Source organism: Arthrobacter sp. 179 (assembly GCF_052379645.1).
Taxonomy (GTDB): domain Bacteria; phylum Actinomycetota; class Actinomycetes; order Actinomycetales; family Micrococcaceae; genus Arthrobacter_H.
In genome coordinates this window covers 1-26,550 of sequence record NZ_JBQSYU010000008.1, presented here as the reverse complement: position 1 = coordinate 26,550, position 26,550 = coordinate 1, and the positions used below count along the sequence as shown (strand labels likewise).

26 protein-coding genes and 1 tRNA gene are annotated in these 26,550 nt (G+C 67.8%); 14 read left to right on the top strand and 13 right to left on the bottom strand.

Translation table 11 applies throughout. The annotated features are described in order from the left end of the window. Positions 1 to 4: 4 nt before the first annotated feature. The 7 genes from prfA to argS all read right to left on the bottom strand — a co-directional run bounded on the left by prfA (position 5) and on the right by argS (position 10,211). On the bottom strand, positions 5 to 1,087 hold the full coding sequence (prfA, locus tag ACT3UE_RS06950) for a peptide chain release factor 1 (protein WP_444553579.1): 1,083 nt from the start codon (positions 1,085 to 1,087) through the stop codon (positions 5 to 7). 151 nt (positions 1,088 to 1,238) lie between these two features. Further along, positions 1,239 to 3,395, bottom strand: coding sequence for a transcription termination factor Rho (gene rho, locus ACT3UE_RS06945; protein WP_444553580.1), 2,157 nt, complete (start codon positions 3,393 to 3,395; stop codon positions 1,239 to 1,241). Between the two features lie 315 nt (positions 3,396 to 3,710). Beyond that, complete coding sequence (thrB, locus tag ACT3UE_RS06940; RefSeq protein WP_444553581.1) at positions 3,711 to 4,727, bottom strand: homoserine kinase; 1,017 nt, start codon at positions 4,725 to 4,727, stop codon at positions 3,711 to 3,713. A 3-nt stretch (positions 4,728 to 4,730) separates the two neighbouring features. Then, a complete protein-coding gene (thrC, locus tag ACT3UE_RS06935; RefSeq protein WP_444561567.1) occupies positions 4,731 to 5,831 on the bottom strand; it encodes a threonine synthase in 1,101 nt (366 codons plus the stop codon). Then, entirely contained in the window at positions 5,832 to 7,139 is a 1,308-nt protein-coding gene (locus ACT3UE_RS06930) for a homoserine dehydrogenase (protein WP_444553583.1), read from the bottom strand. Positions 7,140 to 7,146: 7 nt separating this feature from the next. Beyond that, the gene (lysA, locus tag ACT3UE_RS06925; RefSeq protein WP_444553584.1) at positions 7,147 to 8,565 is read right to left on the bottom strand and encodes a diaminopimelate decarboxylase; all 1,419 of its coding nucleotides are present in this window, start codon (positions 8,563 to 8,565) and stop codon (positions 7,147 to 7,149) included. A 2-nt stretch (positions 8,566 to 8,567) separates the two neighbouring features. Beyond that, positions 8,568 to 10,211, bottom strand: a complete 1,644-nt coding sequence (argS, locus tag ACT3UE_RS06920; RefSeq protein ID WP_444553585.1) for an arginine--tRNA ligase — start codon at positions 10,209 to 10,211, stop codon at positions 8,568 to 8,570. A 116-nt stretch (positions 10,212 to 10,327) separates the two neighbouring features. Between argS and ACT3UE_RS06915 the strand changes: the two genes are divergently transcribed. From ACT3UE_RS06915 to ACT3UE_RS06885, 7 genes are all read left to right on the top strand, one after another. Beyond that, positions 10,328 to 11,098 carry a DUF4129 domain-containing protein gene (locus ACT3UE_RS06915; RefSeq protein WP_444553586.1) on the top strand — a complete coding sequence of 257 codons (771 nt, stop codon included), beginning with the start codon at positions 10,328 to 10,330 and terminating at the stop codon, positions 11,096 to 11,098. Then, positions 11,095 to 11,592: a hypothetical protein gene (locus ACT3UE_RS06910; RefSeq protein ID WP_444553587.1), complete on the top strand. Its 498-nt coding sequence runs from the start codon at positions 11,095 to 11,097 to the stop codon at positions 11,590 to 11,592. The genes ACT3UE_RS06915 and ACT3UE_RS06910 overlap by 4 nt, the downstream gene beginning before the upstream one ends. Continuing rightward, on the top strand, positions 11,589 to 12,593 hold the full coding sequence (locus ACT3UE_RS06905; protein WP_444553588.1) for an AAA family ATPase: 1,005 nt from the start codon (positions 11,589 to 11,591) through the stop codon (positions 12,591 to 12,593). The genes ACT3UE_RS06910 and ACT3UE_RS06905 overlap by 4 nt, the downstream gene beginning before the upstream one ends. Further along, on the top strand, positions 12,590 to 13,975 hold the full coding sequence (locus ACT3UE_RS06900; protein WP_444566474.1) for a DUF58 domain-containing protein: 1,386 nt from the start codon (positions 12,590 to 12,592) through the stop codon (positions 13,973 to 13,975). Before ACT3UE_RS06905 ends, ACT3UE_RS06900 begins: the two co-directional genes overlap by 4 nt. Further along, positions 13,972 to 14,571 (top strand): hypothetical protein, encoded by a 600-nt coding sequence (locus ACT3UE_RS06895; RefSeq protein WP_444553590.1) that lies wholly within the window; start codon positions 13,972 to 13,974, stop codon positions 14,569 to 14,571. The genes ACT3UE_RS06900 and ACT3UE_RS06895 overlap by 4 nt, the downstream gene beginning before the upstream one ends. A gap of 86 nt (positions 14,572 to 14,657) precedes the next feature. Next, positions 14,658 to 14,730, top strand: a tRNA-Arg gene (locus ACT3UE_RS06890). Positions 14,731 to 14,947: 217 nt separating this feature from the next. Next, on the top strand, positions 14,948 to 15,754 hold the full coding sequence (locus tag ACT3UE_RS06885; RefSeq protein WP_444553591.1) for a hypothetical protein: 807 nt from the start codon (positions 14,948 to 14,950) through the stop codon (positions 15,752 to 15,754). 100 nt (positions 15,755 to 15,854) lie between these two features. Here the strand turns inward: ACT3UE_RS06885 and ACT3UE_RS06880 are convergent, their stop codons facing one another. Together ACT3UE_RS06880 and ACT3UE_RS06875 are read right to left on the bottom strand one after the other, a co-directional pair. Continuing rightward, a complete protein-coding gene (locus ACT3UE_RS06880) occupies positions 15,855 to 16,310 on the bottom strand; it encodes a universal stress protein (RefSeq protein WP_444553592.1) in 456 nt (151 codons plus the stop codon). A gap of 228 nt (positions 16,311 to 16,538) precedes the next feature. Next, positions 16,539 to 17,429: a LysR family transcriptional regulator gene (locus ACT3UE_RS06875; RefSeq protein WP_444553593.1), complete on the bottom strand. Its 891-nt coding sequence runs from the start codon at positions 17,427 to 17,429 to the stop codon at positions 16,539 to 16,541. A gap of 70 nt (positions 17,430 to 17,499) precedes the next feature. On the opposite strand from ACT3UE_RS06875, the gene ACT3UE_RS06870 reads away from it, so the two are divergent. After that, the gene (locus tag ACT3UE_RS06870; protein ID WP_444561568.1) at positions 17,500 to 18,540 is read left to right on the top strand and encodes a YeiH family protein; all 1,041 of its coding nucleotides are present in this window, start codon (positions 17,500 to 17,502) and stop codon (positions 18,538 to 18,540) included. 73 nt (positions 18,541 to 18,613) lie between these two features. Here the strand turns inward: ACT3UE_RS06870 and ACT3UE_RS06865 are convergent, their stop codons facing one another. Then, positions 18,614 to 19,618, bottom strand: coding sequence for an ABC transporter substrate-binding protein (locus ACT3UE_RS06865; RefSeq protein ID WP_444553595.1), 1,005 nt, complete (start codon positions 19,616 to 19,618; stop codon positions 18,614 to 18,616). A gap of 364 nt (positions 19,619 to 19,982) precedes the next feature. Between ACT3UE_RS06865 and ACT3UE_RS06860 the strand changes: the two genes are divergently transcribed. From ACT3UE_RS06860 to ACT3UE_RS06840, 5 genes are all read left to right on the top strand, one after another. Next, a complete protein-coding gene (locus tag ACT3UE_RS06860) occupies positions 19,983 to 20,618 on the top strand; it encodes a biotin transporter BioY (protein WP_444553596.1) in 636 nt (211 codons plus the stop codon). 61 nt (positions 20,619 to 20,679) lie between these two features. Then, positions 20,680 to 21,366 carry an energy-coupling factor ABC transporter ATP-binding protein gene (locus tag ACT3UE_RS06855; protein WP_444561569.1) on the top strand — a complete coding sequence of 229 codons (687 nt, stop codon included), beginning with the start codon at positions 20,680 to 20,682 and terminating at the stop codon, positions 21,364 to 21,366. Next, on the top strand, positions 21,360 to 21,956 hold the full coding sequence (locus tag ACT3UE_RS06850; protein WP_444553598.1) for an energy-coupling factor transporter transmembrane component T family protein: 597 nt from the start codon (positions 21,360 to 21,362) through the stop codon (positions 21,954 to 21,956). The genes ACT3UE_RS06855 and ACT3UE_RS06850 overlap by 7 nt, the downstream gene beginning before the upstream one ends. Continuing rightward, positions 21,953 to 22,282 (top strand): CHY zinc finger protein, encoded by a 330-nt coding sequence (locus ACT3UE_RS06845; RefSeq protein ID WP_444553599.1) that lies wholly within the window; start codon positions 21,953 to 21,955, stop codon positions 22,280 to 22,282. Before ACT3UE_RS06850 ends, ACT3UE_RS06845 begins: the two co-directional genes overlap by 4 nt. 62 nt (positions 22,283 to 22,344) lie before the next feature. Next, the gene (locus ACT3UE_RS06840; protein WP_444553600.1) at positions 22,345 to 23,043 is read left to right on the top strand and encodes a DJ-1/PfpI family protein; all 699 of its coding nucleotides are present in this window, start codon (positions 22,345 to 22,347) and stop codon (positions 23,041 to 23,043) included. Between the two features lie 28 nt (positions 23,044 to 23,071). Here the strand turns inward: ACT3UE_RS06840 and ACT3UE_RS06835 are convergent, their stop codons facing one another. Beyond that, positions 23,072 to 23,503 (bottom strand): VOC family protein, encoded by a 432-nt coding sequence (locus ACT3UE_RS06835; RefSeq protein WP_444553601.1) that lies wholly within the window; start codon positions 23,501 to 23,503, stop codon positions 23,072 to 23,074. Between the two features lie 91 nt (positions 23,504 to 23,594). Further along, entirely contained in the window at positions 23,595 to 24,809 is a 1,215-nt protein-coding gene (locus ACT3UE_RS06830; RefSeq protein ID WP_444561570.1) for an amidohydrolase family protein, read from the bottom strand. A gap of 326 nt (positions 24,810 to 25,135) precedes the next feature. Here ACT3UE_RS06830 and ACT3UE_RS06825 point away from each other — a divergent pair, with 326 nt between their 5' ends. Beyond that, complete coding sequence (locus ACT3UE_RS06825) at positions 25,136 to 25,534, top strand: hypothetical protein (RefSeq protein ID WP_444553603.1); 399 nt, start codon at positions 25,136 to 25,138, stop codon at positions 25,532 to 25,534. Positions 25,535 to 25,944: 410 nt separating this feature from the next. On the opposite strand, the gene ACT3UE_RS06820 is transcribed toward ACT3UE_RS06825, so the two are convergent. Continuing rightward, a complete protein-coding gene (locus ACT3UE_RS06820; protein WP_444566473.1) occupies positions 25,945 to 26,487 on the bottom strand; it encodes a GNAT family N-acetyltransferase in 543 nt (180 codons plus the stop codon). Positions 26,488 to 26,550: the final 63 nt, after the last annotated feature.

Genomic DNA, 26,550 nt, shown 5'->3' with positions numbered 1-26,550 from the left:
GGGCCTACTTCTGGTCGTCGCCGATGGCGTCCAGGCGGTCCTGTTCGTCCATTTCGATGCAGGAGTTGATCAGCGGGTCCAGTTCCCCGTTCATCACGTGGTCCAGGTTGTAGGCCTTATATCCGGTGCGGTGGTCGGCGATCCGGTTTTCCGGGTAGTTGTAGGTGCGGATGCGCTCGGACCGGTCCATGGTGCGCACCTGGGACTTGCGGACCTCGGAGTTCTCCGCGTCGATCTGCTCCTGCTGATGGGCCAGCAGCCTGGACCGCAGCACGCGCATGGCCGCTTCACGGTTCTGGATCTGGGACTTCTCGTTCTGCATGGCCACCACGATCCCGGTGGGCAGGTGCGTCAGGCGCACTGCCGAGTCGGTGGTGTTCACGCTCTGGCCGCCGGGGCCCGAGGACCGGTACACGTCGACCTTCAGGTCGTTGGGGTGCAGATCCACCTCCTCCGGCTCGTCGACCTCGGGCAGCACCAGCACGCCCGCGGCCGAGGTGTGGATCCGCCCCTGGGATTCGGTGACCGGCACCCGTTGCACGCGGTGCACCCCGCCCTCGAACTTCAGGTGGGCGTAGACGCCTTCAGCAGGATCGTTGGACTTTCCCTTGATGGCCATCTGGGCGTCCTTATAGCCACCGAGATCCGATTCGTTGGAGGAGATCAGTTCGGTCTTCCACCCCCGGTGCTCCGCATAGCGGGTGTACATGCGCAGCAGGTCCGCGGCGAACAGTGCCGCCTCGTCGCCGCCTTCACCACCCTTGACCTCCAGGATCACATCACGGGAGTCGTTGGGGTCCCGCGGGATCAGCAGACGGCGCAGCTTCTCCTCCGCGGCCGGCAGTTCGGCCTCCAGGCTGGCGACCTCTTCGGCGAACTCTGCGTCCTCCTCGGCCATCTCCCGGGCCGCTTCCAGGTCCTCGGTGATCTGGACGTAGCGCTTATGCGCCTCGACGATCCCGTTGAGCTGGGCACTGCGGCGTCCGAGCTTCCGGGCCACCGCCTGGTCCTGGTAGACGGCGGGGTCGCTGAGCCTGGCCTGCAGTTCGGCGTGCTCGTCGAGCAGGCCCTGGATGGACTCGAACATGGCTGTACTTCTTTCTCGGCACCACGGGTGGTTGCGGTTTCCACGCGGATACCAGTCTAGGGACGAACGGGCCGTCTCCCGGCCTTAACGCATAACGCCCGGCCCGGTCCACGCCTTCAGGGGCGGGACCGGATCCGGGCGGTACGGGTAGCTAGGAGTCGGACTTGGACCCGAGGGTCGTCTTGGACACCAGCATCAGGAATTCCGCGTTGGACTGCGTTTCGCGGATCTTGGAGGTGAGGACCTCCAACGCCTGCTGCGTCTCCAGCCCGGAGAGCACCCGGCGCAGACGCCACATGATCTTGATCTCTTCGGGAGAAAGCAGGTTCTCTTCGCGGCGGGTGCTGGATTCGCGCACATCCACTGCCGGGAAGATCCGCTTGTCCGCCAACTGGCGGGACAGGCGCAACTCCATGTTGCCGGTGCCCTTGAACTCCTCGAAGATGACCTCGTCCATCTTGGAGCCGGTCTCCACCAGTGCGGTGGCCAGGATGGTCAGCGAGCCACCGTTCTCGATGTTGCGGGCGGCACCGAAGAAGCGCTTCGGCGGGTACAGGGCCGCCGAGTCGACACCACCGGAAAGGATCCGGCCCGAGGCCGGGGCGCTGAGGTTGTAGGCACGGCCCAGACGGGTCATCGAGTCCAGCAGGACCACGACGTCCATGCCCATTTCCACCAGGCGCTTGGCCCGTTCGATGGCCAGTTCCGCGACCGTGGTGTGGTCGTCGGCGGGACGGTCGAAGGTCGAGGCAACGACCTCGCCCTTGACCGTGCGCTGCATGTCGGTGACTTCTTCGGGACGCTCGTCCACGAGCACCATCATGAGGTGGACCTCGGGGTTGTTCACCGTGATCGCGTTGGCGATGGACTGCAGGATCAGGGTCTTGCCGGCCTTCGGCGGCGAGACGATCAGGCCACGCTGGCCCTTGCCGATCGGGGCGACCAGGTCGATGACGCGCGGTCCGACGAGCTTGGCGTCGGTTTCCATGCGCAGACGCTCGGAGGGGTAGAGCGGGACGAGCTTGTTGAACTCGACACGGTCCTTGTTCTCCTCGACCGGCTTGCCGTTCACGTTCGTCAGCTTCACCAGGGCATTGAACTTCGCCCGCTGGTTGCCCGAGTTGTTGTTCTCGCCATCGCGGGGGGCCCGGATGGCTCCGACGACCGCGTCGCCCTTGCGCAGGTTGTGGCGCTTGACCTGGTTCAGCGAGACGTAGACGTCGCTGGGCCCGGGCAGGTAGCCGGAGGTGCGCACGAAGGCGTAGTTCTCCAGCACGTCCAGGATCCCGGCCACCGGCAGCAGGACATCGTCCTCGGTGACCTCGGTGTCGTCCACCTCGGGCTGGTTGCGGTTGCGTCCGCGACGGTTGTTCCGGTCGTTCCGGTCGTTGCGGTCGTTGCGATTGCGGTTCCGGTCGCGGCGGTTGTTGCGTCCACCGCGGTCGTTGGAATCGTTGTCGCGACGGTGGTCGTTGTCCCGCTGGTTGTCCCGGCGGTTGTTCTCCCGCTGGTTGTCACGCTGGTTGCTGTGGTCGCGCTGGTTGTCCTGCTGGTTGTCCCGGCGGTTGCCGTGATCGCGCTGATTGTCCTGCTGGTCGTTGCGACCCGAGTCGTTCTGCTGGCCCTTCTGGCCCTCGTCGCGGTTTCCATCGCGGGAGTCATGGGAGTTGCCGGACTCGTTGTTGTCGCGGCGGTTACGCGAACGACGGTTGCGCGAACGGTCGTTGCCCCGGTCCTGGCGGTCGTCGTTGCCGCCGGAGGACTGGGCGCCCTCCTGCTGCTGGCCACCGTCCTGGCTTGAACCGGAGTTGGCGTCGTTGCCCTCGGTGGTCTCGGAGGTACGGCGCGCACCACGGCTGCGGCGCTGGTTGGAGCCGGAATCGTTGGAGGTCTCGGCCTCGGCGTCGGGAGCGGAGGCGACCTGCTTCGAGTCGGTCGACTCGGTAGCGGTGCTCTGCCCATCGCTGCTGGCTCGACGGCTGCGGCCACGGCCACGGGCCGGGCGATCCTCGGACTCGGACTGCGGGGCGGCCTCGGCCGGCGCCTTCTCGGCGGTCTTCGCCTTCTGGGCGGGGGCCTGTGTTGCTGCGGCCTTGGCTGGCTTGTCGCGGTCGGCGACGGAGCCGCCACGCTGGTGGTTCGAGATGGCGGTGACGAGATCACCCTTGCGCATCCGCGATCCGCCGGTGATCCCCAGTTGTGACGCCAGTGCCTGGAGCTGGGCGAGCTTGAGCCCGGCCAGTCCTGCGCTCTGTGGTGCCGTCGACGTTTCTTCCACGCCTGCGGTCAGGCTGGTGGTATCGGTCACGAAGGTTCCTTCCCCCTCGTCGGGCGGATCATATCGGAACGATCCGCTGGGTTGTCTTCCGGTACTCCGCTTCAGATGCGGGCCGGCTGCCGGGCATATCGGCAAACGCCGATGCTGCCCTGAAGCATTCATCCTGTGTGGTGGCCGCCGGTTCCCCGGCAATCGGGGCACGGCCAGCATGAAAGCCGCACGCGGTCTGCTTCGGGTCGACACAGGGGAACCAAATAAGTGGAGTTCGCGAAGTGCACGATCCGTGCGTTCCCCGATCCCGATGGTGACCAAACGTCTCCGTCGCGAATACCGGGGGTATTACCGCTAGTGCGACTCCACTCTAACACCCGTGAGGTCTATCCCGGGCATCAGGACACGCCACGTCACCGCGGCGGCCCTCGATCCGGGATCCCGGGTGACGGTCGGCGCGGCGGCGATGAGTTCGGCGACGGCATCGGCTTCCCGGGCCGAGACGGCCAGGATGAGCACCGTGGGCCCGGCGCCGGAAACCACTGCCGCATGCCCCGCGGACCGCAGCCGGGAGATCAGTTCGGCCGAGGCGGGCATCGCCGGGGCCCGCTGGTCCTGGTGGAGCCGGTCCTCGGTGGCCGCCAGCAGCAGCTCCGGGTGCCCGGCCAGGGCATGGACCAGCAGACCCACATGGGCTCCATTGGCCGCGGCCACCGCGTGCGGCACGGTGTCCGGCAGCAGCGAGCGGGCCGTCCGGGTGGAGAGTTCGGTATCGGGGATCGCCACCACCGGCACGATCGACGGGTCCAGCTCCAGTGCCGTGCTGCGGGCCCCGTGTTCGTCCTGCAGCGACAGCGTCAGGGCCCCCTCGACGGCCGGGGCGACGTTATCGGGGTGGCCCTCCAACCGGGCTGCGGCCGCGAACAGTGGTTCGCGGCCGGTCACCTCGCGGCGCAGGGCCTCGGGCAGCAGGGCGTCGGCGGCAGCCAGCCCCGAGACGATCGCCGCCGCCGAGGAACCCAGCCCCCGTCCGTGCGGGATCACATTATGGGCGTGCAGCCGCAGTCCGGCAGGTCCGGCCCCGGCGTCGGCCCACCGGGCAAGGATGGTGCGGGCGACCAGATGGTGGGCATCGGTGGGCAGGCAGCCGGCACCCTCCCCCTCGACCTCGACCTTGACCCCGGTTTCCGCCGTCGTGGTCACCGTCAACGTGTCGCGCAGACCCAATGCCAGCCCGAGGCAGTCATAGCCGGGACCCAGGTTGGCGGTGGTCCCGGGCACCGACACCGTCACCCGTTGGCCGGGGGCCACGACCGGGCCGTGGACCCTGGCCTGGGGGACGGGGATGCCCGCGGGATTCGTGCGGCCCATGCTTCAGGCCAGGCCGAGGGCGTCGGCCACTGCCACGACGTCGAAGTCCACCTTGGTGGGGGCGACGTCGGATCCGTCCGCGTTGCGCAAGGCCCATTGCGGGTCCTTGAGCCCGTGGCCGGTGACCGTGATGACGATCTTCCTACCGGCCGGGACGTCCCCGGCGGCATGGTGCTTGAGCAGTCCGGCGACCCCCGCAGCGGATGCCGGTTCCACGAACACCCCTTCCTTGGCCGAAAGCCAGCGGTGGGCCTCGAGGATCTCCTCGTCGCTGACGGCGTCGATCATGCCGCCGGATTCATCACGGGCGGCTTCGGCCTGGGCCCAGGAGGCAGGGTTGCCGATCCGGATGGCGGTGGCGATCGTATCGGGTTCGGTGATCGGGTGGCCGGCGACGATCGGTGCCGAGCCGGCGGCCTGGAACCCCCACATGATCGGGCGTTTGGTGGCCACGGGGGCCAGCTGGCCGGCACTGGCGGATTCGTAGGGCTCGGAATACTCCTGGTAGCCCTTCCAGTAGGCGGTGATGTTCCCCGCATTGCCCACCGGCAACAGGTGGTAGTCCGGGGCGTCCCCCAGGAAATCCACGATCTCGAAGGCCCCGGTCTTCTGGCCTTCGATCCGGGCCGGGTTCACCGAGTTCACCAGGAAGACCGGGTAGTTCTCGCTCAGCTTCCGGGCCACCTCCAGGCAGTTGTCGAAGTTGCCGTTGACCTGCAGCAGTTCGGCACCGTGGGCGATGGCCTGGGAGAGCTTGCCCATGGCGATCTTGCCGTCGGGGACCAGCACGGCGCATTTGATGCCCGCCTGGGTGGCGTAGGCGGCGGCCGAGGCCGAGGTGTTGCCGGTGGAGGCGCAGACGACGGCCTCGGCGCCGGAGGCGATCGCCGCGGTGATGGCCATGGTCATGCCTCGGTCCTTGAAGGAGCCGGTGGGGTTCATCCCCTCGACCTTCAGGTACACCTCGGATCCGGTGAGTTCGGACAACGCCGGGGCGAAGACCAGCGGGGTGCCCCCCTCCCCCAGGGTGATGACCCGGGTGGAATCGTCCACGGGCAGTCGGGATGCGTATTCGCGGATGACTCCGCGCCACTGGTGGGCCACTTAGTTTCCTTCGACTCGGAGTACGGACGTCACGGCGGTGACGACGCTGAGTTCCTTGATGTCCGCCACGGTCGCGGCCAGGGCTGCTTCGCTGCCGCGGTGGGTGACGAAGCGCAGCGACGCCGAGCCGGGGGCATCCCCTTCGACGTCCTCGGGACTCTGGCGCATGGTTTCGATGGAGACCTTGTGGTCGGTGAAGATCTTCGCGATCTTGGCCAGGACGCCGGTCTTGTCGCTGACCTGCAGGCCGATGCTGTAGCTGGTGCGTACCGCTTCGATGGGCAGGGCCTTGATCTGGCCGACGGTGGCCTCGGTGCGTCCCGGACCGCCCAGGACGACGCGACGGGCCGCGGAGACGACATCACCGACGATGGCCGAGGCGGTGGGACGGCCGCCGGCCCCCTGGCCGTAGAACATCAGTTCCCCGGCATTGTCGGCCTCGACGAACACGGCATTGAAGGCCCCGTGCACCGCGGCCAGCGGGTGCACGCGCGGGATCAGCGTCGGGTGGACCCGGACGCCGACCCCTTCGGGGCCGCTGCCGTTGCCCAGGCGTTCGGCGATGGCCAGCAACTTGATGACCATTCCCTGTTCGCGGGCGGCGGCCACGTCCTCGGCGGTGACGGAGGTGATGCCTTCGCAGTCCACATCGTCCAGGTCGAAGGGCGCGTGGAAGGACAGAGTCGCCAGGATCGCCGCCTTCGAGGCGGCGTCGTGGCCTTCGATGTCCGCCGTCGGATCGGCTTCGGCGTAGCCGAGCTCCTTGGCCTTGGCCAGGGCGTCGTCGAAGGCCGCGCCGGAGGTGTCCATGGCGTCGAGGATGTAGTTGGTGGTGCCGTTGACGATGCCCATGACCTTGGTGATCCGGTCACCCGCCAAGGAATCGCGGATGGGCCGCAGGATCGGGATGGCCCCGGCCACGGCTGCCTCGTAGGAGAGTTGGACTCCGGCCTCGTTGGCCCGGGCCGAGAGCCCCGGCAGGTCCTTGGCCAGCAGCGCCTTGTTCCCGGTGACCACCGTGGCTCCGGCATCGATGGCCCGGCGGATCAGGGAGGCGGCCGGTTCCAGGCCGCCCATGAGCTCGATGACGATATCCGCGGAGTCCACCAGTGCCTCGGCATCGGTGGTGAACAGTCCGGCGGGCAGTTCCACATCGCGCGGTGCCCCGGTGTTGCGCACGGCGATGCCTGCCAGTTCCAGTCCCGCCCCGGTGCGCTCGGAGAGGACTTCGGCGTCGTCCAGCAGGATCCTGGCGACCTGCGCACCGACATTGCCGCAGCCGAGGAGGGCCACCTTGAGTTTCTTCACGTGTTACCTACGCTCCCATGTCACGGGCCAACAAATCGTCTTCGGTTTCCCTGCGGATGATGACGCGGGCGGCACCATCGCGGATGGCGATCACCGCGGGCCGGCCCAGATAGTTGTAGTTGCTGGCCAAAGCCCAGCAATACGCACCGGTTCCGGGGACCGCGAGGAGGTCGCCCGCCGCGACGTCGTCCGGCAGGTAAACATCCCGGACGACTATGTCACCACTTTCACAGTGTTTTCCAACCACCCGGGACATAATCGGTTCGGCCTCCGTCACACGCGAGGCGAGCACGGCACTGTAGTCCGCTTCGTAGAGCACCGGCCGGGCGTTGTCGCTCATCCCGCCGTCCACCGAAACATAGCGACGCGGCAGCGTACCGGCCCCGTCGTCGACCTGGACGGTCTTGCGGACCCCGGTCTCGTAGAGGGTGAAGGTGCTCGGGCCGGCAATGGCCCGTCCGGGTTCGATGGAGATCCGCGGGACCGCCAACCCCAGGGCGGCGGCTTCCTCGGCCACGACGGCGGCCATCGCCCGGGCCAGCTCGGCCGGATCACGGGGGGTGTCGGCCTCGGTGTAGGCGATGCCGTATCCGCCGCCCAGATCCAGTTCGGGCAGCTCCACCCCGTGCCGGTCCCGGATCGCGCCCAGGAAGCCGAGCATGGTGCGGGCGGCGATCTCAAAACCTTCGGCCTCGAAGATCTGCGAGCCGATATGGGCGTGGATGCCCAGCAGATTCACCTCCGGCGCCTCCAGGGCCACCGCCACGGCCGCCGCCGCCGGCGAACTGCCGGTCGCGTCGGGGACCAGGGACAGACCGAACTTCTGGTCCTCGTGGGCGGTGGCAATGAACTCGTGGGTGCTCGCATGGACCCCCGGGGTCAACCGGAGCATCACGTTGGCGGTGGCGCCCTTGCGGCCGGCGAGGGTGATGATGCGGTCGAGCTCATCCAGGCTGTCCACCACGATCCGGCCCAGCCCCAGGTCCAGGGCGGTGTCGATCTCGGTCGCCGATTTGTTGTTCCCGTGCAGCGACAGGTTCGCCGCCGGGACCCCGGCGCGTCGGGCCACCGCCAGTTCCCCGCCCGAGCAGGTGTCCAGACGCAGTCCCTCCTCGGTGATCCAGCGGGCCACCTCGATGCTCAGGAACGCCTTGCCGGCATAGTAGACGTCGACCCCGCCGCAGAGTTCGGCGAAGGCCGCGTCGAAGGCCTCACGGAAGCCGGCGGCCCGGGCCCGGAAGTCATCCTCGTCCAGCACGAACAAGGCGGTGCCGTATCGGCGGGCCAGCTCCGTCACGCGCAGTCCCTGAACCGCCAGTTCGCCGTCATCGGTGCGGGCCACTCCGGAGGCCCATTGGACGCGGTGCAGTGCGTTGATGTCAGTGGGGTAGCTCAACCAGTCGGGAGCCAGATTCGAGGCCGCCACGGCTACATCCTCTCCGGGGCCGAAACGCCCAACAGGTCCAGGCCGTTGGCCAGCACCTGGGTGGTGGCGTCGTTGAGCCACAGCCGGGTGCGGTTGACGTCCTCGACCGGTCCGTCGGCCAACGGGGTGATCCGGGCCGCCGCATACCAGCGGTGGTAGGCCCCGGCCAGGGATTCGAGGTAGCGGGCCACACGGTGCGGCTCCCGGTGTTCCGCGGCACCGACCAGGTGGTGCGGGAACTGCGCCAGCACGGCCAGCAGGTCGTTTTCGGTCTCGTGGGTCAGCAGCGCGGCGTTGAAGGCGCTGCGGTCCACCCCGGCGGCCGCGGCGTTGCGCGAGGCCGCCCGGGACCTGGCATGGGCGTATTGGACGTAGAACACCGGGTTGTCGTTGGACTTCTGCTGCAGCAGATCCAGGTCGATGTCGATGTTCGAGTCCGAGGAATAGCGGGTCAGCGCGTAGCGGGCCGCGTCCACCCCCACCGTGTCCACCAGGTCCTCGAGGGTGACCACGGTGCCGGCCCGTTTGGACATGCGCACGGGTTTGCCCTCGCGCATCAGGTTGACCATCTGGCCGATCATGACCTCGACGCAGTCCGGGTCGTGGCCCAGGGCCGCCGCGGCGGCCTTCAACCGGGCGACGTAGCCGTGGTGGTCGGCGCCGAGCATGTACACGTTCAGGTCGAAGCCCCGTGCCCGCTTGTCCTGGATATAGGCGATGTCCCCGGCGATGTAGGCGGCCTGGCCATCGGACTTGATGACGACCCGGTCCTTGTCGTCCCCGTGTTCGGTCGAGCGCAACCACCAGGCCCCGTCGGCGAAGTACAGGCTTCCGGAGGTCTTCAGCTGTTCCAGCAGCTTCTCGACCGAGCCATCGCGGTGCAGGGAATCCTCGTGGAAGAAGACATCGAAGTCGACGCCGAAGTCGTGAAGGGAGGACTTGATCTCCCCGAACATCATGTCCACGCCGATCGCCCGGAAGCGTTCCTGCGGATCGGCAGCCTGCAGGATCTCCGGCTCGATGGCGAGCACACGCGCGGTGATGTCATCGATGTACTGCCCCGCGTAGCCGTCCTCGGGGGTTGCTTCACCGCGGGCGTTGGCCAGCAGGGACCGGGCAAAGCGGTCGATCTGGGCGCCATGGTCGTTGAAGTAGTACTCACGGGTCACTTCGGCGCCCTGGTTCTGGAAGATTCGGGCCAGCGAGTCCCCGACCGCGGCCCACCGGGTCCCCCCGAGGTGGATCGGTCCCGTCGGGTTCGCCGACACGAATTCAAGGTTGATCCGTTGGCCCGCCAGGCTCGACCCGGCCCCGTACGCGGCCCCTGCCTCGACGATGGATTTGGCCAGCTCACCGGCGGCGGCCGCGTCGAGGGTGATGTTCAGAAATCCCGGTCCGGCGATGTCGACGGAGGCGACCCCGGGGATCGAGACCAGGCGTTCGCGCAGGGCGGCGGCGAATTCGCGCGGGTTCATGCCGGCCTTCTTGCCCAGCTGCAGGGCGATGTTGGTGGCCCAGTCCCCGTGCTCACGGCTCTTGGGTCGTTCCACCCGCACTTCTTCGGGCACGTCGACGGTGAATTCACCGGCAGCGACGGCTTCGCGCAGGCAGGCGGAAATGGCGAGGGAGAGTTCTTCAGGAGTCACCCCCCAAGGATAACGGCCCGGCAGGCCCGCTTCCGACTCGATGACCCCACTGCGCCCGGAGCGCTGCTGCTGGTAGATTCACCCACCAACAGGTCAGCGACGACCAGGGGAACGAAATGGGACGAACCACAAGGCGGATGCCGCGGCCCACCATGGCCTTCATGGTGGTCTTCCTCGGGGCCCTGCTGGTGGTCTTCGGGGCCTCGGCCCTGCCCACCCTGAGCCACGACAGCCCCCCGGGGATCCCCCAGCAGAACGGGGCGCTGAAGGGGGACGCACCCCCGAGCGCGGAACCGGAACTCGAGGGTCCCATCGAAGGGACCGTCGCCCCGCAGAACCGCCCGGACGAGCAGACCATCTCCACGATCGGCCAGACCATCGCCGCCACCCTGTTCGCCGCGACCCTCCTGCTCCTGGTCGTCCTGGTGCTCTCGCTGCGCCGCAAGGACCGGGCCGACGTGGACCCCGAAACCGCCCCCGCCGACCTCATCGCCCGCGAGGCCGCCTTGCGGGCCGAAGTGGCCCAGAGCCTCACCCACGCAGGGGCCTCGCTCGACGGGGCCACCGCGGGTCAGATCCATTCGCGCCTCATTGCCTCCTGGGTCGAGCTCGAACAGCTGGCTGCTTCGGCCGGGCAGGAACGCCGGGGATCCCAGACCCCCACCGAACACGCCGGGGCCATGTTGGCGGCTTTCGGGGTCTCCCGCGCCCCCTTGGCCCGGCTATTGGCCCTGTATGAGCGGGCCAGATACGACGCCGGTACCCCTGGTTGGGAACCCGACCTCGCCCAGGGCCGCCGCGCCGGCGCCGATTTCACCGTGCTGGCCGAGGAAGTCGCCGCGGCCGGGAAACGCCGACCATCCCGACCCGCCAGCGTGGACGCATGAAGCGGCCGGCTGCGGGCCAGCGCGGAAGGACGGTGTGGATCGGCCCGCTCTCCTTCGGCGTCATCGCTCTGGGCTTCTGCCTCTACACCCGCATCGATGCCGGCCATACCGCGGTGTTCACCGCGCTGGGTGTCTGTGTGGGCTATCTGTTCACCATCCTTCCGCTGCTGACGTTCTCCACCCGGATCCCGCTGGATCCCGGACGCCCGGCCAACGGCAACCAGGGCTTCCGTGCCCTGTCCTTCGCCCTGCTTTCCAAACGCCTCAGCAGGCATTCCCCGGCGGCCCGGGGCCTGGAGCACGCGGTGGGGACGGCGGTCCGGTTCGCCGGGGACCCCGAAGCCGTGGGCCCTGCCACCGTCGTGGCGCACCGTGAACTGCAGGCCGGCCGCGACCTCACGTCCCGGCAGGCCACCGCCGCCGCCCACGAAGTCGACCTCTGGTTCTCCCAGGCCCCCCCACTGTCCGCCCTCACGACGAAAGGCCGCTCATGAGCGATCCCGCATCAGGCCCCCAGCAGTTCGATGGCCCCGCCGCCGAAGAAACCACCGCGCGCATCGCCGCCGCGGGCACCGCGGTCCTGGAAGGGGTCGGGCGAGCGGTGATCGGCACCCGCGCCCCGTTGCGACTGGCCCTGGCCGCCGTCCTGGCCGGAGGCCACGTCCTGTTCGAGGACATGCCCGGACTGGGCAAGACGCTGGTGGCCCGGTCCCTGGCCCAGACACTCGGGCTGGGTTTCCGCAGGTTGCAGTGCACTCCCGACCTGCTGCCCTCGGACGTCACCGGCTCCTCGATCTTCGATCCCGTCGAGCGCAGTTTCGACTTCCAGCCCGGTCCCGTCTTCACCGGCCTGCTGCTGGCCGACGAGATCAACCGCACCTCCCCCAAGACCCAATCCGCCCTGCTGGAGGCCATGGCCGAGGGGCAGGTCTCCATCGAAGGCTCCACCCACCGTCTGCCCGTGCCCTTCCATGTCTTCGCCACGTCCAACCCGGTGGAATTCGAAGGCACCTATCCGCTGCCCGAGGCCCAGCTGGACCGCTTCCTGGTCCGGTTGGCCCTGGGGTATCCCACGGCGGGAGCCGAAGCCGACATCGTGGCGAAGCGGTTGGAACGTGGCCTGGTGGAACCGGTCCTGGAGGCGGTGCTCGACCCTCTTGCCCTGCGCACCCTGCAGGAGGACCTGGCCCGGGTTCCTGTCTCGGCGGATATCGTGGCCTACGCGGTGCGTCTGACCGCGGCCAGCCGAGGGTTGGACGAGGTCCAGGTCGGTGCCTCGCCGCGTGGCTCCCAGGCCCTGGTGCTGATGGCTCGGGCCATGGCGGCACTGGACGGGCGGGCCTATGTGGTTCCCGAGGACCTCAAGGAGGTGGCCGTCCCGGTCCTGGCCCACCGGCTGGTGCTTTCCCCGGCGGCCTGGGCCCGGGGAGCGGATCCCGTGGGGCTCATCGACGAAATCACCGGGTCCGTCGAGGTCCCGGCCACCGCACCGTGAGCCCCGGCTCCGGCTCCCAGCCGACGACGACCGAACCCCCCGTATCCCGGTTGGTGGACGCCCGCCGGCAACCTGCGGTGGCGGGTCCTGCCGCCAGATCCCCGCAATGGGGGGTGGCCGTACTACTGGCCCTGCTCTTCGGCGTCGGGGCCGCCATCGCCCGCCGCCCCGATGTCGCGGTCCTGGGGGCCCTCTTCGCCCTGATCGCCGTGTCGACCCCGCGCCGGTTCGGCAACCGGCATGTCCCGACGCTGGAGTTCGATCGGTCCGTCCACGCCCAGGTCACTGGCGGGACCCGACGGCGGATCCTGTTCCGCGACGCGGGCCCCGACCCCCGGACCGTCCCCGCCCTGATGGTGGTGCGGGCGGTGGCCCCGGGAGGAAGGGAATCGGCGCTGATCGCCACGACGGCGGAAACACCCGGCTTGGGGATCCGGGTCCCCCGGGGCGGACGACGTGATCTGTTGGCCTACCGGGTGTCCGCCTTCAGCCCCGATCTGGGCATCTGTCGCCACGAGTCGCAGACCGGCAAACTCACCGCCATGCTCCAGCCCTCCCCCGATCCGGTGCGGCGCCTGCCCACCCCCTCGGCGCTGCGGGCCCATGCAGGGAGCCACCACGCCAGGCTCCGTGGTGGGGGAACCGAATTACGGGACGTGGGGCCGCTCAGGCCCGGAGATGACCGCCGGCATATCGACTGGCGGGCCACGGCCCGCAACACGGAGGCCTCGGGCATGCCGCTGGTCCGCCGCTATCTGGCACCGGCCGATGCCGGGGTCACCCTGGCCATCGATGCCCGCGTTGATTTCCCGGCCCGGGTCGCCGCCTGGATCGACCCTTCGTTGGATGCCCTGCGCATGGTCACCAGCCTCCAGCTCACGCGCAGCGCCGCCGGTTCCCTGGCTGCGGCCTATCTGGCTCGCGGTGATCGGGTCGGGATGCTGGACGCCGTCGGATTCTCCTCCCCGGTCCGTCCCGCCGGTGGACACCGCCAGCTGGAACTGCTGCGTCGGCGATTCGCGGCGCTGGCGGTCTCCTCCAGCAGCATCCTCCCCAGCCGGCTCCCGACACCGGCGCCCGGGACACTGGTCTATTTCTTCTCCCCGCTGCTGGACCACGACGTCGCTTCCATCCCGGCACGCTGGGCCCGGGCCGGACACGTCGTCGCCGTGGTCGACACCCTGCCCGACCCCGATGCCACCGATCTCCCGTTTTCCGAAGCACAGGCCCTGACCCTGCTCATGGCCACCCGTGGCGCGGTGCGGGCCGAGCTGGCCGCCGAAGGCATCGAGGTGCTCCCGGCGACGGTCCTGCGTGAATCCGTGGAACGCTGGGGATTGGCCCGGTCACGCGCCAACTCCCTGCCCGGCGGTGGCCGATGAACGCGTTGTTGCGCCGGCCCCGCCCCGAGCGCCGGCCCGCGTCACTGGAACCGTTGGCCCTGGGGACGTACCCGGCCTCGCTGCTGGCCCTCATTGCGGCCGGACTGCTCCTGGCCGGCTGCCTGCCCGCCGCGGTGCTCAATGCCCAGGGGCGGGACCCGGTGTCACTGGGCTCCGGGGTGGCCGTCGCGGTGGCCGTCGCGGCGTTGATCCTGCGCTGGCCCCAGCACGTCACGGCCCTGATCGCCTTGCTGCTGTTGGGGGCCGCCTATCTGCAGGTCAGCACGGTGGGTTGGTGGACGTTGCCGTTGTATGTGCTGGCCGCCCATGGCATCTACGTGCTGCTGGCCCTGTCCGCACTGGCTCCCCGCTCGGCCCGCTTCACCCGGCAGGCGCTCCTCGAAGCAGCTCGGGCCGCGGCGGCGCCGCAGCTGGCCGCCCAACTACTCAGCCTCGTCGTACTCCTGCTCTCCTGGTGGGCCGCCCCGGCCGCCGGAACCCTGGGAGCCGTCGCCGGCATCGTCTCGGCCGGGATCCTGATGGCCGGCGCCTGGACGGCGTCGCGGGTGGCCCGGCGCCCGGAGAATCCTAACTAGGCCCTCCGGACGCTCCGGGTTGCACGGGGGGCTCCGGTTCCTGCTAAGCTCTTTGAGGTTCCCCGCCGCGCAGCAATCTGCGGCACGCCCTCGTAGCTCAGGGGATAGAGCGTCTGCCTCCGGAGCAGAAGGTCGAAGGTTCGAATCCTTTCGAGGGCACATTCATCTGGGCACCCAAGATCAGGTCCCCGGCTTCGGCCGGGGACCTTTTTCGTGTCGGAACTTTGCGCCATGCTCCGGGGACGTGTTTCGCCCCGTTGTCATCCATCGGATAGGTTAATCCAAGCGGCACGGATTCCGTTGCCCATCGATCTGGGGGCCGATCACGATTTCAAGGCTTCTTCCCATCACTTGCACCCATCCGACGGAGGAGCACATGTCCAGGAAACCGCTTTATCTCACCCTCCCGCTGGCCGCCGCCCTGGCCCTGTCCGGCTGCTCCGCTTCGGGCTCCGCCTCGGAGGACTCCCCCGCGGCCGCCTCGCCCTCGTCCAGTGCCGCCGAGGCCTCGTCGTCCGCCCGCACCGTCGACGCAGGATCCTCCACGGCACCGGCCTCGCCGGAGGCCAGCTCCAGGGCCGGGAACAATGCAGCCCTTTCCGATGCCCAACTCAAGAAGGCGGTGACCGCCTACTTCGACGGGAAGACCGGCGTGCAGATCATGTCGGGCGAAACGCTGCGCGCCCAGGCCGGGGCGGCCGGAGCCATGGTTGAGGGGATGAAGATCTCTCCCGAGAAGTGCAACTCCGCCCAGGGAATCGACATCGAAGAGGAATTGAAGAAGAACAACATCGCGGTCGGCACCTACCCCAATCCCGACAACCCGATGCAGACCTTCACCCTCACCGTCATGTCCGCCGGTGACCCGGCTCAGACCCAAGCCAAGTTCGACGAGGGGGTCGACGCGCTGGATGACTGCAAGAACATGGACGTCGAGGTCATGGGCATCAAGACCACGATGAAGATGCAGGAGGCCACGGTGAAGACGGACGCCCCGTCGGCCCTGGCCCTCCAGACCGTCACCACCGTCCAGGACACCAAGATCCCCGGAACCAATGTCTCGTTGCTCGACGACGGGATCCAGGTACAGCTCCAGATCCAGGGCGAGGAGTCCGATCAGGAGTCCCTGCAGCACATCGCCGATGAGGCCCAGCGGGTCCTCGACACCCTGAAATCGGCCTGATCAACGCCGCAGGACGACGCCGTCCGCTCCCCTGATGCTGCGGGCCTCGGAACGATTCCGTGGCCCGCTGCCAGGCCTCCGCCAGCCGGGGTCGCGCGGCCTATTTCTTCTTCGCTTTCCCCTTGCTCCTGCCCTCCGGGTTCGGGACGACGACGAAGGGGCATTTGGAATGGGCGACGCAGTGCTGGCTCACGGACCCCAGCAGCATCCCGGCGAAGGCACCGTGCCCCCGCGTGCCCAGGACCAGCAGCTGCGCCGATCCCGAGGCCGCGACGAGCACTTCCGCCGGGGGCCCGTGTTCGATCCGCTGGATCACCCCGGCGTCACCGCCGACGGTCTCCTGCACGGTTTCATCCAGCATCTTCCGCGCATTCTCCTTGACCTCCGCGCGGCTTTCGGCATACGGGGGCATGTAGCCGAAGGAATAGGGGACGGACCAGACCGCGACCGCCTCGACGGGGGCTTCGTAGCGCCGACCGTATTCGACCGCCCATTCCAAGGCGATCCTGGAGTCCTCGGATCCGTCGACCCCCACCACCACTGGATTCGTTGCCATGCGTTGCTCACCTCTTCCGGTACGCCGCGAAGCGCACCTTTGACGAACAAGCCCGCACCGGACTGCCTTGTCGGCGGCGCCCAATTCAGGTCGCCACGCGAGCGGGTCGGTGACCCCAAAGCGGAGCAGGCCAGGGAGTCCGGGGCCCGCCAACCTGGCCGGACGACACCGTCCACCCGTGCTCACCGTAGCAGGACGGACTCCGGGGCCGGGAAGCCCCGCAGGCCTTTAGGCGGCGGCGATCGCCACGAGTTCCGCGATCGGGCCGGCCAAACGCTGCGGCCCCATCCACACGGCGGTCAGGGGGCGCTTGGGCGTCTCTCCTTCGAGGGGAACCCGCAGCAGCGAGCCGGAAGCCAACTGCTCACGGAGCGCGAGTTCGCTGAGTGCCGCCGGCCCCGCACCGGAGGCCACGGCCAGGCGCACGGCGGCATTGCTGTGCAGCACCTGCGCCGGCTCCGCTGCCGCCCGACCGGCCAGGAGCTGCTCCAGCGCCTCCCTGGTCCCCGAACCGCGCTCACGCACCACCAGCGGCGTCCGGGCCAGCTCCTGCAATCCCAGGACGCCGTGCCGCTCCGCCCACGGATGCTCGGGACCCACCACGACGGCCAACTCGTCCTCCTGGACCACCGCGGCACTGATCCCCACCGGCAGATGAGGGGTCTCCACGAACCCCAGTTGCAGCGTCCCGCCTTGGACCTTGGAGATCACCTGGGCCGAATTCAGGACCTGGAGCTGTACTCGTACCTCGGGCAGCTGACGGCGCAATTCGGCCAACCAGGCCGGCAACAGGTTCTCCGCCACGGTCTGGCTGGCCCCGACCCGCAATTCGACCGGTCCGGCGGCCTTCCGGGCCCCCAGCACGCCCATGAAATGCCGGGACTGCTCCAGCAGCGTCCGGGAGGCTTCGGCCAATTCCACCCCACGGGCGGTGGGAACCGAGCCCCGGGGACCGCGCTGCAGCAGCGGGGCCCCGGCCGTGGCCTCGAGCCGGGAGACCAACCGGCTGGCATTGGACTGCGCCATGCCCATGCTGCGCGCCCCGGCACCGACGCTGCCTTCATCCACCACGGCGACCAGGAGTTCGAGTGCATGCAGATCCGGCCAGTTCAAACCCATGCGCCCATGATATGACCCCATGCCGAACCGATGGCTACCGCCGGTGGGCGCGGCGTGAAAACCTCAGTTCATGAGCACCGATACCGATACACGTCCAGGCGTCGCGACCCGCGGCAGCCATCTCCTGCAACACTTCGCCCCCGGCCTGCTGGTGTGCGCGGTCGCCACCGCCCTGTCCATGACGCTGAGCCACTTGTTGCCGGGGGTTAGCGCCCTGATCATCGCCATCGTGCTGGGTATCGCGACCACGAACCTGCTGCGGCTGCCCGAGCGCACCGCCCCGGGCATCAACTTCGCCGCGAAGAAGCTCCTGCGGTTGGGCATCGTCTTCCTGGGCCTGCAGCTGGTCATCGGCGACATCGTCTCCTTGGGCGCACCGATGCTGGTGGTCATCGTCTGCATCGTCGCCGGCGGGATCTTCGGCACCCTGCTGATGGGCCGGCTGATGAAGATGCGTCCGGGGCAGGTGCTGCTGATCGCCTGCGGCTTCTCCATCTGCGGCGCCGCAGCCGTCGCCGGGGTCGAAGGGGTCGCGGACTCCGAGGAAGAGGATGTCGTGACCGCCGTCGCCCTGGTGGTCATCTTCGGCACGCTGATGATCCCGCTGGTCCCCCTGCTCGGGCAGATCCTCGGGCTCAGCCCGGAAATCAACGGACTCTGGGCCGGCGGTTCCATCCACGAGATCGCCCAGGTCGTCGCCGCCGGCGGCATCATCGGCGGTGGTGCGCTCGCCGTGGCCGTCATCGTCAAGCTCGCCCGGGTCCTGCTGCTGGCCCCCGTCGTCGCCGTGTTGAGCATCCGCCAGCGCCGCAACGGCAATATCGCTGCTGCCGACGGCAAGCGCCCGCCCATCGTCCCGCTGTTCATCATCGGCTTCCTGGCCATGATCGCGTTGCGCTCCACCGTCGACCTGCCCGGCGGGGTGCTCGAAGCCGGCAAGTTCGCCCAGACCGCTTTGCTGTCCGCGGCGATGTTCGGTCTCGGCTGCGGGGTGAAGGTCCGCAACCTGGTGCAGGTGGGCATCCGCCCCTTCATCCTGGCGGCGGCGTCGACCGTCCTGGTCTCCTGCATCGCCCTCGGCGGGATCATGCTCGTCCACCTCGGCAGCTGAGTCCGCCGAACCCTCCCGCGGTGTCCGTTGGCCTGACCAACGGACACCGCGGGATCAGTGATTCGGCCAGGGTCTACTTCTCGTAGACCTCCGCGGCCTCATCGAGCATTTCTTGTGGAATCTCCACTCCAGCCTTCTCCGCCGCGGCCGTGTTCACGTACAGATCAACGTCCTCGAGGGTCTCCACGGGCATTTCGGCCGGGTCATCGCCGTCCTGGAGGATCCTCACGGCCATCTCGGCGGTCTGCACACCGAGCTTCTCGTAGTCGATGCCGTAGGCGACGGTGGCTCCTCGCTTGACCGAAGCACCATCGGCAGTGACCACGGGGACCTTCTTGGACTGGGCTGCTTGCAGCAAGCCCTCCAACGCCGAAACCACGGCATTGTCGTTGGGCACATAAAACGCATCGACATCGAGCGAAGCGGCGGCCTGTTGGACCTCGGAAGAGGCGGAAATGGAGGATTCCTTCACCTTGAGGTCGAGTTCGGCAGCGGCCTCCTTCACCCATTCCACCTGGATCGTCGAGTTGACCTCACCGGAGGAATAGACGATCCCCACCGTTTCGGCTTCCGGGTCCAGCTTCTTGAGGAGTTCGAGTTGTTCCTTGATGGGGCCCCTGTTCGAGGTACCTGTGACGTTGGCGCCCGGGGCTTCGTTGCTCGACACAAGTTTGGCTTCCTCAGCATCGGTGACCGCTGAGAAGAGTATCGGAACATCATTGATGGCCTGGGCAGCAGCCTGCGCCGTGGGCGTCGCGACAGCCAGCACCAGGTCCAAATCGTCACCGGCGAACTGGTTCATGATCGCGGTATTGGTGGACTGGTCCCCTTGTGGGTTCTGGAAGTCGTAGCTGACCTTGTCCCCCGTATAGCCGGCGTCTTCCATGCCCTTCTTGAAGCCCTTGACGACGGCATCCAACGACGGATGCGATTGGATCTGGGACATGCCGATCTTCACGGGCTCAATCTCACCGTCGGCTCCCCCGGCGCCCTCATCACCTGTCGATCCGCAAGCGGTAGCGAGCAGGGCGGTGGCCATCAGACCTGCGGCGAGCTTGCCGGCGCGATGGATTCTCATACTGTGTTCCTCTCCCGGGTCACGAGTCGATGACTGGTCAACATCGGCCTGACGCCGCTCAGGGCCAGTCATCCGCTGCAGGTCATTCGACATCTTCTTGACTCTTTGGCGACTCAAGATCACCTGACCCTACCTGTGAACCAGCTCACAGCACCTATGTGACTTCTGCACTCATGGACGCCACCCCGCGTTCTGTCATCCACTGAAGACGAAGCATGCCCCAAGCCACCACCAGTGACGGAAGTGTCCGCGGGAAAGGCTGGCCCGGGTTGTTTGATGGCCGGCAACGACGCTAAGCTGAACGGCGTTCAAATGAACGTCGTTCAAGTTTGTGGGGCCGGGTCTCCGGCCCGAGAGGGAGCCCATGAAACCCCGTCGTCTCGAGGCCACCGATCTGGCCCGTATCGCCGTCTTCACCGCCATCGTCGCCGTGTTGGGCCTGCCGGGCGGACTCTCCGTCTTCGGCTCCGTCCCGATCACCGCCCAGACCCTGGGGGTGATGCTCGCCGGGGCCGTCCTGGGCCCCTGGCGCGGAGCCCTGTCAATGGTGGTCCTGCTCATCCTGGTGGCCATCGGGCTGCCATTGCTCTCGGGGGGCCGCGGCGGGCTGGGGGTCTTCGTGGGACCCTCCGCCGGGTACCTATTGGGTTGGGTCGTCGGGGCCTTCGTGATCGGGCTGATCGTCCATGGCGGGCCACGGCTGACCCGGTGGCGCACGATCCTCGGGGTGCTCGTGGGCGGCATCGTGGTCATCTATGCCTTCGGAATCCCCATCCAGTCGCTGGTCACCCGTCTGCCCCTGGGCCCGACGGCGCTGCAAAGTCTCGTCTTCCTGCCGGGAGACCTCCTGAAGGCGGCCATCGCCGCAGCCATCACCATGACCTTGGCCCGGGCCTACCCACGGGCCTTCCGCCGGCAGGAGGCCGGTAGCCAGATCCCCGTCACCGCCTCCGCCCAGGTTACTTCGGACGGCGAGCGCCCCGCCGAGAGCATCCGGTGACGTTCCGGCCGCCGATCGCCGCCATCGCCCCTGCAGCGGTGGTGCTTTTCGAGGTCTGGCGATGAATTCCATCTCGTTGGACCAGGTGGGCGTGCGCCTGGGCGAAACGACTGCGCTTGAAGGAATCTCGTTGAATTTGGGGGCCCGCAGGATCGCCATCATCGGGGAGAACGGTTCGGGTAAATCGACCCTCGCCCGGGTCATCGGTGGGCTGGTGGCCCCGTCCTCGGGGTCCCTGCGCGTCCACGGTGTGGACCCGGTGAGGCAGAAACGTGAGTTGCGGCGGCTGGTGGCCTTTGTCTTCAGCAACCCCGATGCCCAGATCATCATGCCTACCGTCGGTGAGGATGTGGCGTTTTCGCTGCGTTCCGAGAAGCTTTCCCAGCCGGAAGAAGAGGCGCGGGTGAGCGGGGCACTCGCCGCATTTGGTCTATCCGAGTTGGCTGGACGTTCCGCCCATGAACTCTCCGGCGGCCAGAAACAGCTCCTGGCCCTGTGTGGGGCCTTCGTGCGACGCCCCGATCTGGTCATTGCCGATGAGCCCACGGCACTGCTGGATACCCGTAACTCCCGCACGGTGGCGGATCACTTGTTCCTCGGCGGTGACCACCAACTGGTGCTGGTCACCCATGATCCACGATTGGCCCTGCGCTGCGATACGGCCGTCCTGGTGGGCTCGGGCCGGATCCATGCCGTCGGGGATCCCGTCGAGGTGCTGGCCACCTATGAACGGTCCCTGGCATGCTGAGCCTCTACCGTCCGGGCCACGGCCTGCTGCACCGCCTGCCCACCGGACGCAAGGCCCTGTTGCTGATGCTGGTGGTGCTGGGATTGTCCTTCCTGCCGTCGACGTACTGGGCCGCCGGGCTGGCCTGGGTCGTGGCCGTACTCGGCTACCTCCTCGGAGGTCTGGGACTGTCCGAACTCTGGCGCCAACTGATCGCCGTGCGCTGGCTGATCGGCATCACGCTGCTCGCCCAGCTGATCTTCATGCCCCTTGAGGCAGCGGCCGCCAATTCCTCTCGCGTCGTCGCCGCCATCCTCCTGGCGGGGTTGCTGGTGCTGACCACCCGGCTGACCGACCTGTTGGCCGCCGTCGAACGGGGCCTGGCCCCGTTGGCCCGGCTGGGGATCGACCCCGAACGGATGGCCCTGCTGCTGGCAGTGACGATCACGACGGTCCCGGTATTGGCCCGTCTGGGCGCCGGGGTGCGCGAGGCCCAACGGGCCCGTGGCGCCCGCGGCGGCCTGGCCACCTTCGTGGTCCCGTTCCTGGTGGTCTCGCTCAAGCATGCCGATGAACTCGGCGAGGCGCTCTCGGCCCGGGGTGTGCAATGACCCGGCCCCGGGTTCTCGGCCACGTCATCGACGCACAAACCCGCTGCACGCACTACTCAACCGTCCTGGATGTGATCGCCATCCGGTTCTACTGCTGCGGGGAGTACTACCCGTGCCGCCTCTGCCATGACCAGGTCCCCGCCCAACACAAGGCACGGCGTTGGCCGGTCGCCGAACACGACGCGCGGGCCGTGATGTGTGGGGTGTGTGATCACCAACTGGGCATCATCGAGTACCTGGCCCGGGCCGACTGCCCCTGCTGCGGCGCACGGTTCAACCCGGGCTGCAAGCTCCACTCCGACCTCTACTTCGTTCCTGCGCCCTGAGTTTCCGCTGCCGGAGGGCCACTGCCCTCGAATTACCGGCCGGCGGATGGCATCATCGGGACATGGATCGCCCCTTCAGAATCATCTGCCTGCTGTTCCCCCGGGTCACCCAACTTGATCTCACGGGTCCCGTCCAGGTGTTCTCACTCGCTCCGGACGTCGCCATCGATCTGGTCTGGCGCGACATGGAACCAGTACCCACCGATTCGGGGTTCTCCATCCTGCCCACCAGGACCTTTGCCGACGCCCCGCCGGCGGATCTGTTGATGGTCCCGGGTGGGAACGGGGCCTTCGACCTGATGGACGACGAAGCGGCCCTGGCCTTCATCCGCGACCAGGCACGGTACGCCCGCTACGTGAGCAGCGTCTGCACGGGTGCCTTCGTCCTGGGGGCCGCCGGTCTCCTGGTCGGTAAACGAGCCACCACGCATTGGGCCTCCCGGCCGTTGCTTGAACTTTTCGGTGCCATCCCCCGGGAGGGACGGGTGGTCTGGGACGGAGCACTGGTCACCGGAGGAGGGGTGACCAGCGGCATCGACTTCGGGCTGGAGATCATCGCCACGCTATGGGACGAGGCAACGGCCAGACGGGCCCAACTGATGATCGAGTACGACCCCCATCCACCCTTCGATGCCGGGGCGCCCGGGCGGCCGGGCACGGATCCGGCGGTCGTCGACCAGATCATGGAAAGCAATCAGCGCATCCGGGGGCCGTTGGTCGACGCTGCGGCCGCGCGGCTTCGGGGGCACGACGCCGGCTGATCCCACCGGCCAGACTCCGGTCCCCTGCTCATCGGCCCCGACTCGACATCTGTTGGATCGCCCACCCGTTCCCGTCCGGGTCCGAGAGGAAGATCATTGCGACGTTATCGAGGGGATCTGCGGCCTCCTCTGGGTTCTCCGCCAGGACCTGCACTCCGCTGGTTTCGACCTGGCGTTCCGTGAGGATCCGGTGCGCTCGTTCGATATCGGAGACCACCAGTTGCAGACCCTTCACCGAGCCGGGCGGCATCTCGGGGACCACTCCACCGGTACCGAGCACAATCGAGCAGCCCGACCCCGGAGGCGTCAGTTGAATCACGCGCCGGCCTTCGCCCAGGTCGTAGTCGTGGTCCAGGTGGAACCCGAATTGGTCGCGGTAGAATGCCAAGGACCTGTCGAGGTCGGAAACCGGAAGCACCACCACCTCGAGGGTCCAGTCCATCTCGTTTTGGCTCTCCATGGCCAGAACCTACCAATGCGGTTGCCTCCTGCCAAGGGATGGCCCTCCCCTGTTCCGACGCTCGCAGGCGGAGCAACCGGAGCCGACGACCTCACCGGGAAGCGCCAGGGGGCCCGGAAACGGAGAGCTCCCCGGACCCGTGGAGCACCCGGCCGTCCTTGACGACTGCGGCAATATCGCGGAGGTGCCGCGGTTCGATGTCACCACTCCTCGTCTCCAGCAGGGTGAGGTCTGCAGCCATTCCGGGTTCCACGGTCCCCAGACTCGTGTCTCCGAATGCTGCGGCTGGTTCCGTGGTCAAGGAGGCAAGGATCTCCGGTGCGCCCAAGCCGCAGCGATGCAAAGCCTCGAACTCTCCGGCAGTGTCGTACTCGTCCATGTAGCCGACATCGGTGCCAAACAGGATTCGTCCTCCGGACTCCCAGAAAGTCCTCAAGGCCTGGTCAATGGGATCCGTGTAGGTCGGGGACTTCGTGACGGTGTGGGCGAACATGTGAAGGGTGGGGACCAGCCGCTTGCCCTGGGCGGCACAAGCCAGCAACAACGATTCGGTGCCCTCGGTTTCATCGGGGACGTGGGCGATGACGTCCACCCCGGCGTCCAGCGCCACCTTCAGCCCTTCCCGGTTGGAGGGGTGGGCAAACACCAGAACCCCTTGCTGATGTGCTTCCCCTACCGCGGCGTCCGCCACCTTGGATGTCATGGTCTTGATCCGGTCGGGTTCGACATAGGAACCGGTGAACAGCTTGATGACATGAGCTCCACGGCGAAGCCCCCGCCGGGCCGCTCGGCGAGCCCCGGCGGGGGTCCGTGGAGCCGGCAAGGCCCATCGCAAGAACCACGACACCGATTCCCTGGTATAGAACGGGACCCCGCGGGCAGGATGGATCGGTTCCGTCGCGGTATGAATGGTGGGACCGGTCAGTTCCCCTGCCTCGATACGAGCGATCAGCGGCAGCGTGTTTCGCGAATTGGACCCCAGATCGACCACGCTGGTGAATCCCCGGCTGACCAGCATGTCATCGAGTGCCCGTTGCAATGCCCCCGTCTCACTCCGTCTCGCTCGGGACCAGACGCCGTCGATGAAATGTACGTGGCAGTTCCAGAAACCCGCAGCAAGCACCCGCCCATCGGCGTCAAGAACCGGCCCCTCGACCGGCTCGGGATTCTCTGCTCTCGGCCGCACCGCATGGATCCGCCCGGAACGCTCCACGACGTCGCAGCCCTGGATCATAGCCGCCCCGGGATGCGCCCCCACCGTGACGTTCGTGATGAGCAGGTCAGCGCCCGCCGTGCCTCGTGCCATCCCAACCATCCCTCTCGTCCCCCTCGGACTTTCCGGACTCGTCATCGGTCAAGACAGCCCCGGGAACGCCAGGGGTCTTCGATCCGACGCCGCTCCCCCGACCTCGCCCACCCCACACGCTATAAGCCCTCCGGACTATTCCACATTCCAGCGCAGGCATGGGGCTTCCGCCCACGCATTCCCCCGACATTCCCGGTGGTTAGGGGGACGGGCCGCCGGATTGGAAGGTGTTGCCTGTGGCCCCTACGGTAAGGGGTCAATGGACGGCGCCGGGCAGTCATCCAAGACCCCCGCATGCGCAGGCCTCAGGTGAAAAGGAGAAGATCATGGGGATCAGGAAGAAACCGGTCTGGGTACTGGTGGTCGTTGCTGTGCTGTTGTTGGCATTGGGCGGTGTCGGAGGATTCCTGGCCCGTGGAAACAGTGCAACGCCAGACCCCACTGGCGAATCCTGGCGGCTCGATTATGCCTGCCCGATGGCCGAGCACCTCGAAAAGACGAAAGGCTCGGTTGAGGATTGGGAGGGGCCGGGTCTTGTGGATCCGGACCTTGATCGCGTCGCCGTCGTCGGGGCTGCCGTCGGCGGAATGACCGGAGGAGCCTCCACCGGGAACGAGGACCTGAAGCCCGTGGGTGCCAACCTCGTCAGGGGTATTTCCACGCTGCAACACGAGAAGATCGTGGAGGGACTCGACCAAGTGACGTCGTTATGCGCCAAGCGGTAATGATTTCTCGTGCCCGCGGCGAGGAGTCCCCTCGAACATGCGGGGAACTCGAGGGGCAGGGGCCGCGAACCTGACTGCCCCGGCGCACGGATACCCATCCCGGCTTACGTTCGAAAAGGTCGGGTTCCCGGGGCTCGACAGGCCCGCGAGCTGCTGGAAGAGTCGCGGGCGTGGAGATATTCAGTGCAACCGTCTGACTACCAGTCAGCGACCTGTCGGGCGCCGTGCAGTGGTATCAGCGGGTTTTCGAGCTCCAGGAGCCGGATCTTGAACCCGCGGATGGTGTCGTGGAGTTCAGGGTCGGACCTGTCCGGCTACAGCTTGGTGAGGAAACCACCACGCGCTCCGGGGCCGAGGTGGTGACACGCGTCGGCGTCGACAGCGCGGGCCGCGAACATGACCGGCTGGCATCATCGGGCGTGGACGTGGGGGTGCTGGAACACGCCGCGGTATCTCACCTCGGTGATCCCGGAGTCTCCCAGGGACGGTGTTTTCGACGCACCATCGGCCACCAACCCGGCCCGTTCGTAGAACCTGCGCCCCCGGTCATTGGCCTCGAGAACCCACAGGGTCACGCTGTCGTGCCCGGAGGCCCCCAGTTGATCGAGAGCGGTTGACCACAGCCGCCAGCCGATCCCCTGTCCTACATATTCGGGCAGCAGATAGATCGAGGTGACCTCCCCCGTGGTTGCCGAGGCGTCCACGTCACGGCTCGTCCCGGCATGGACCAGGCCCACGGCCTCGCTTCCCCAAAAGGCCAGATACGGTGCGGGGATGGCTTCATCGTCGAGCAGCCTCTGCCAGGCCAGCGCGCGCCGGTGAACGCTCAGCGAATCCAGATATCCATCCGGCAGCAGACCCCGGTAGGCCCACCGCCAGGCCCTGACATGCACCGTGGCCAACTGCTGGACGTCACCGGCCGAGACCGCCGGTCCGATCCTCAGGGTGGGCATCTGCCCAGCCTTGCACATCCCTCGGTCACCGCGTTCTCCCAGCACCCGTCGATGGGGCCCTGC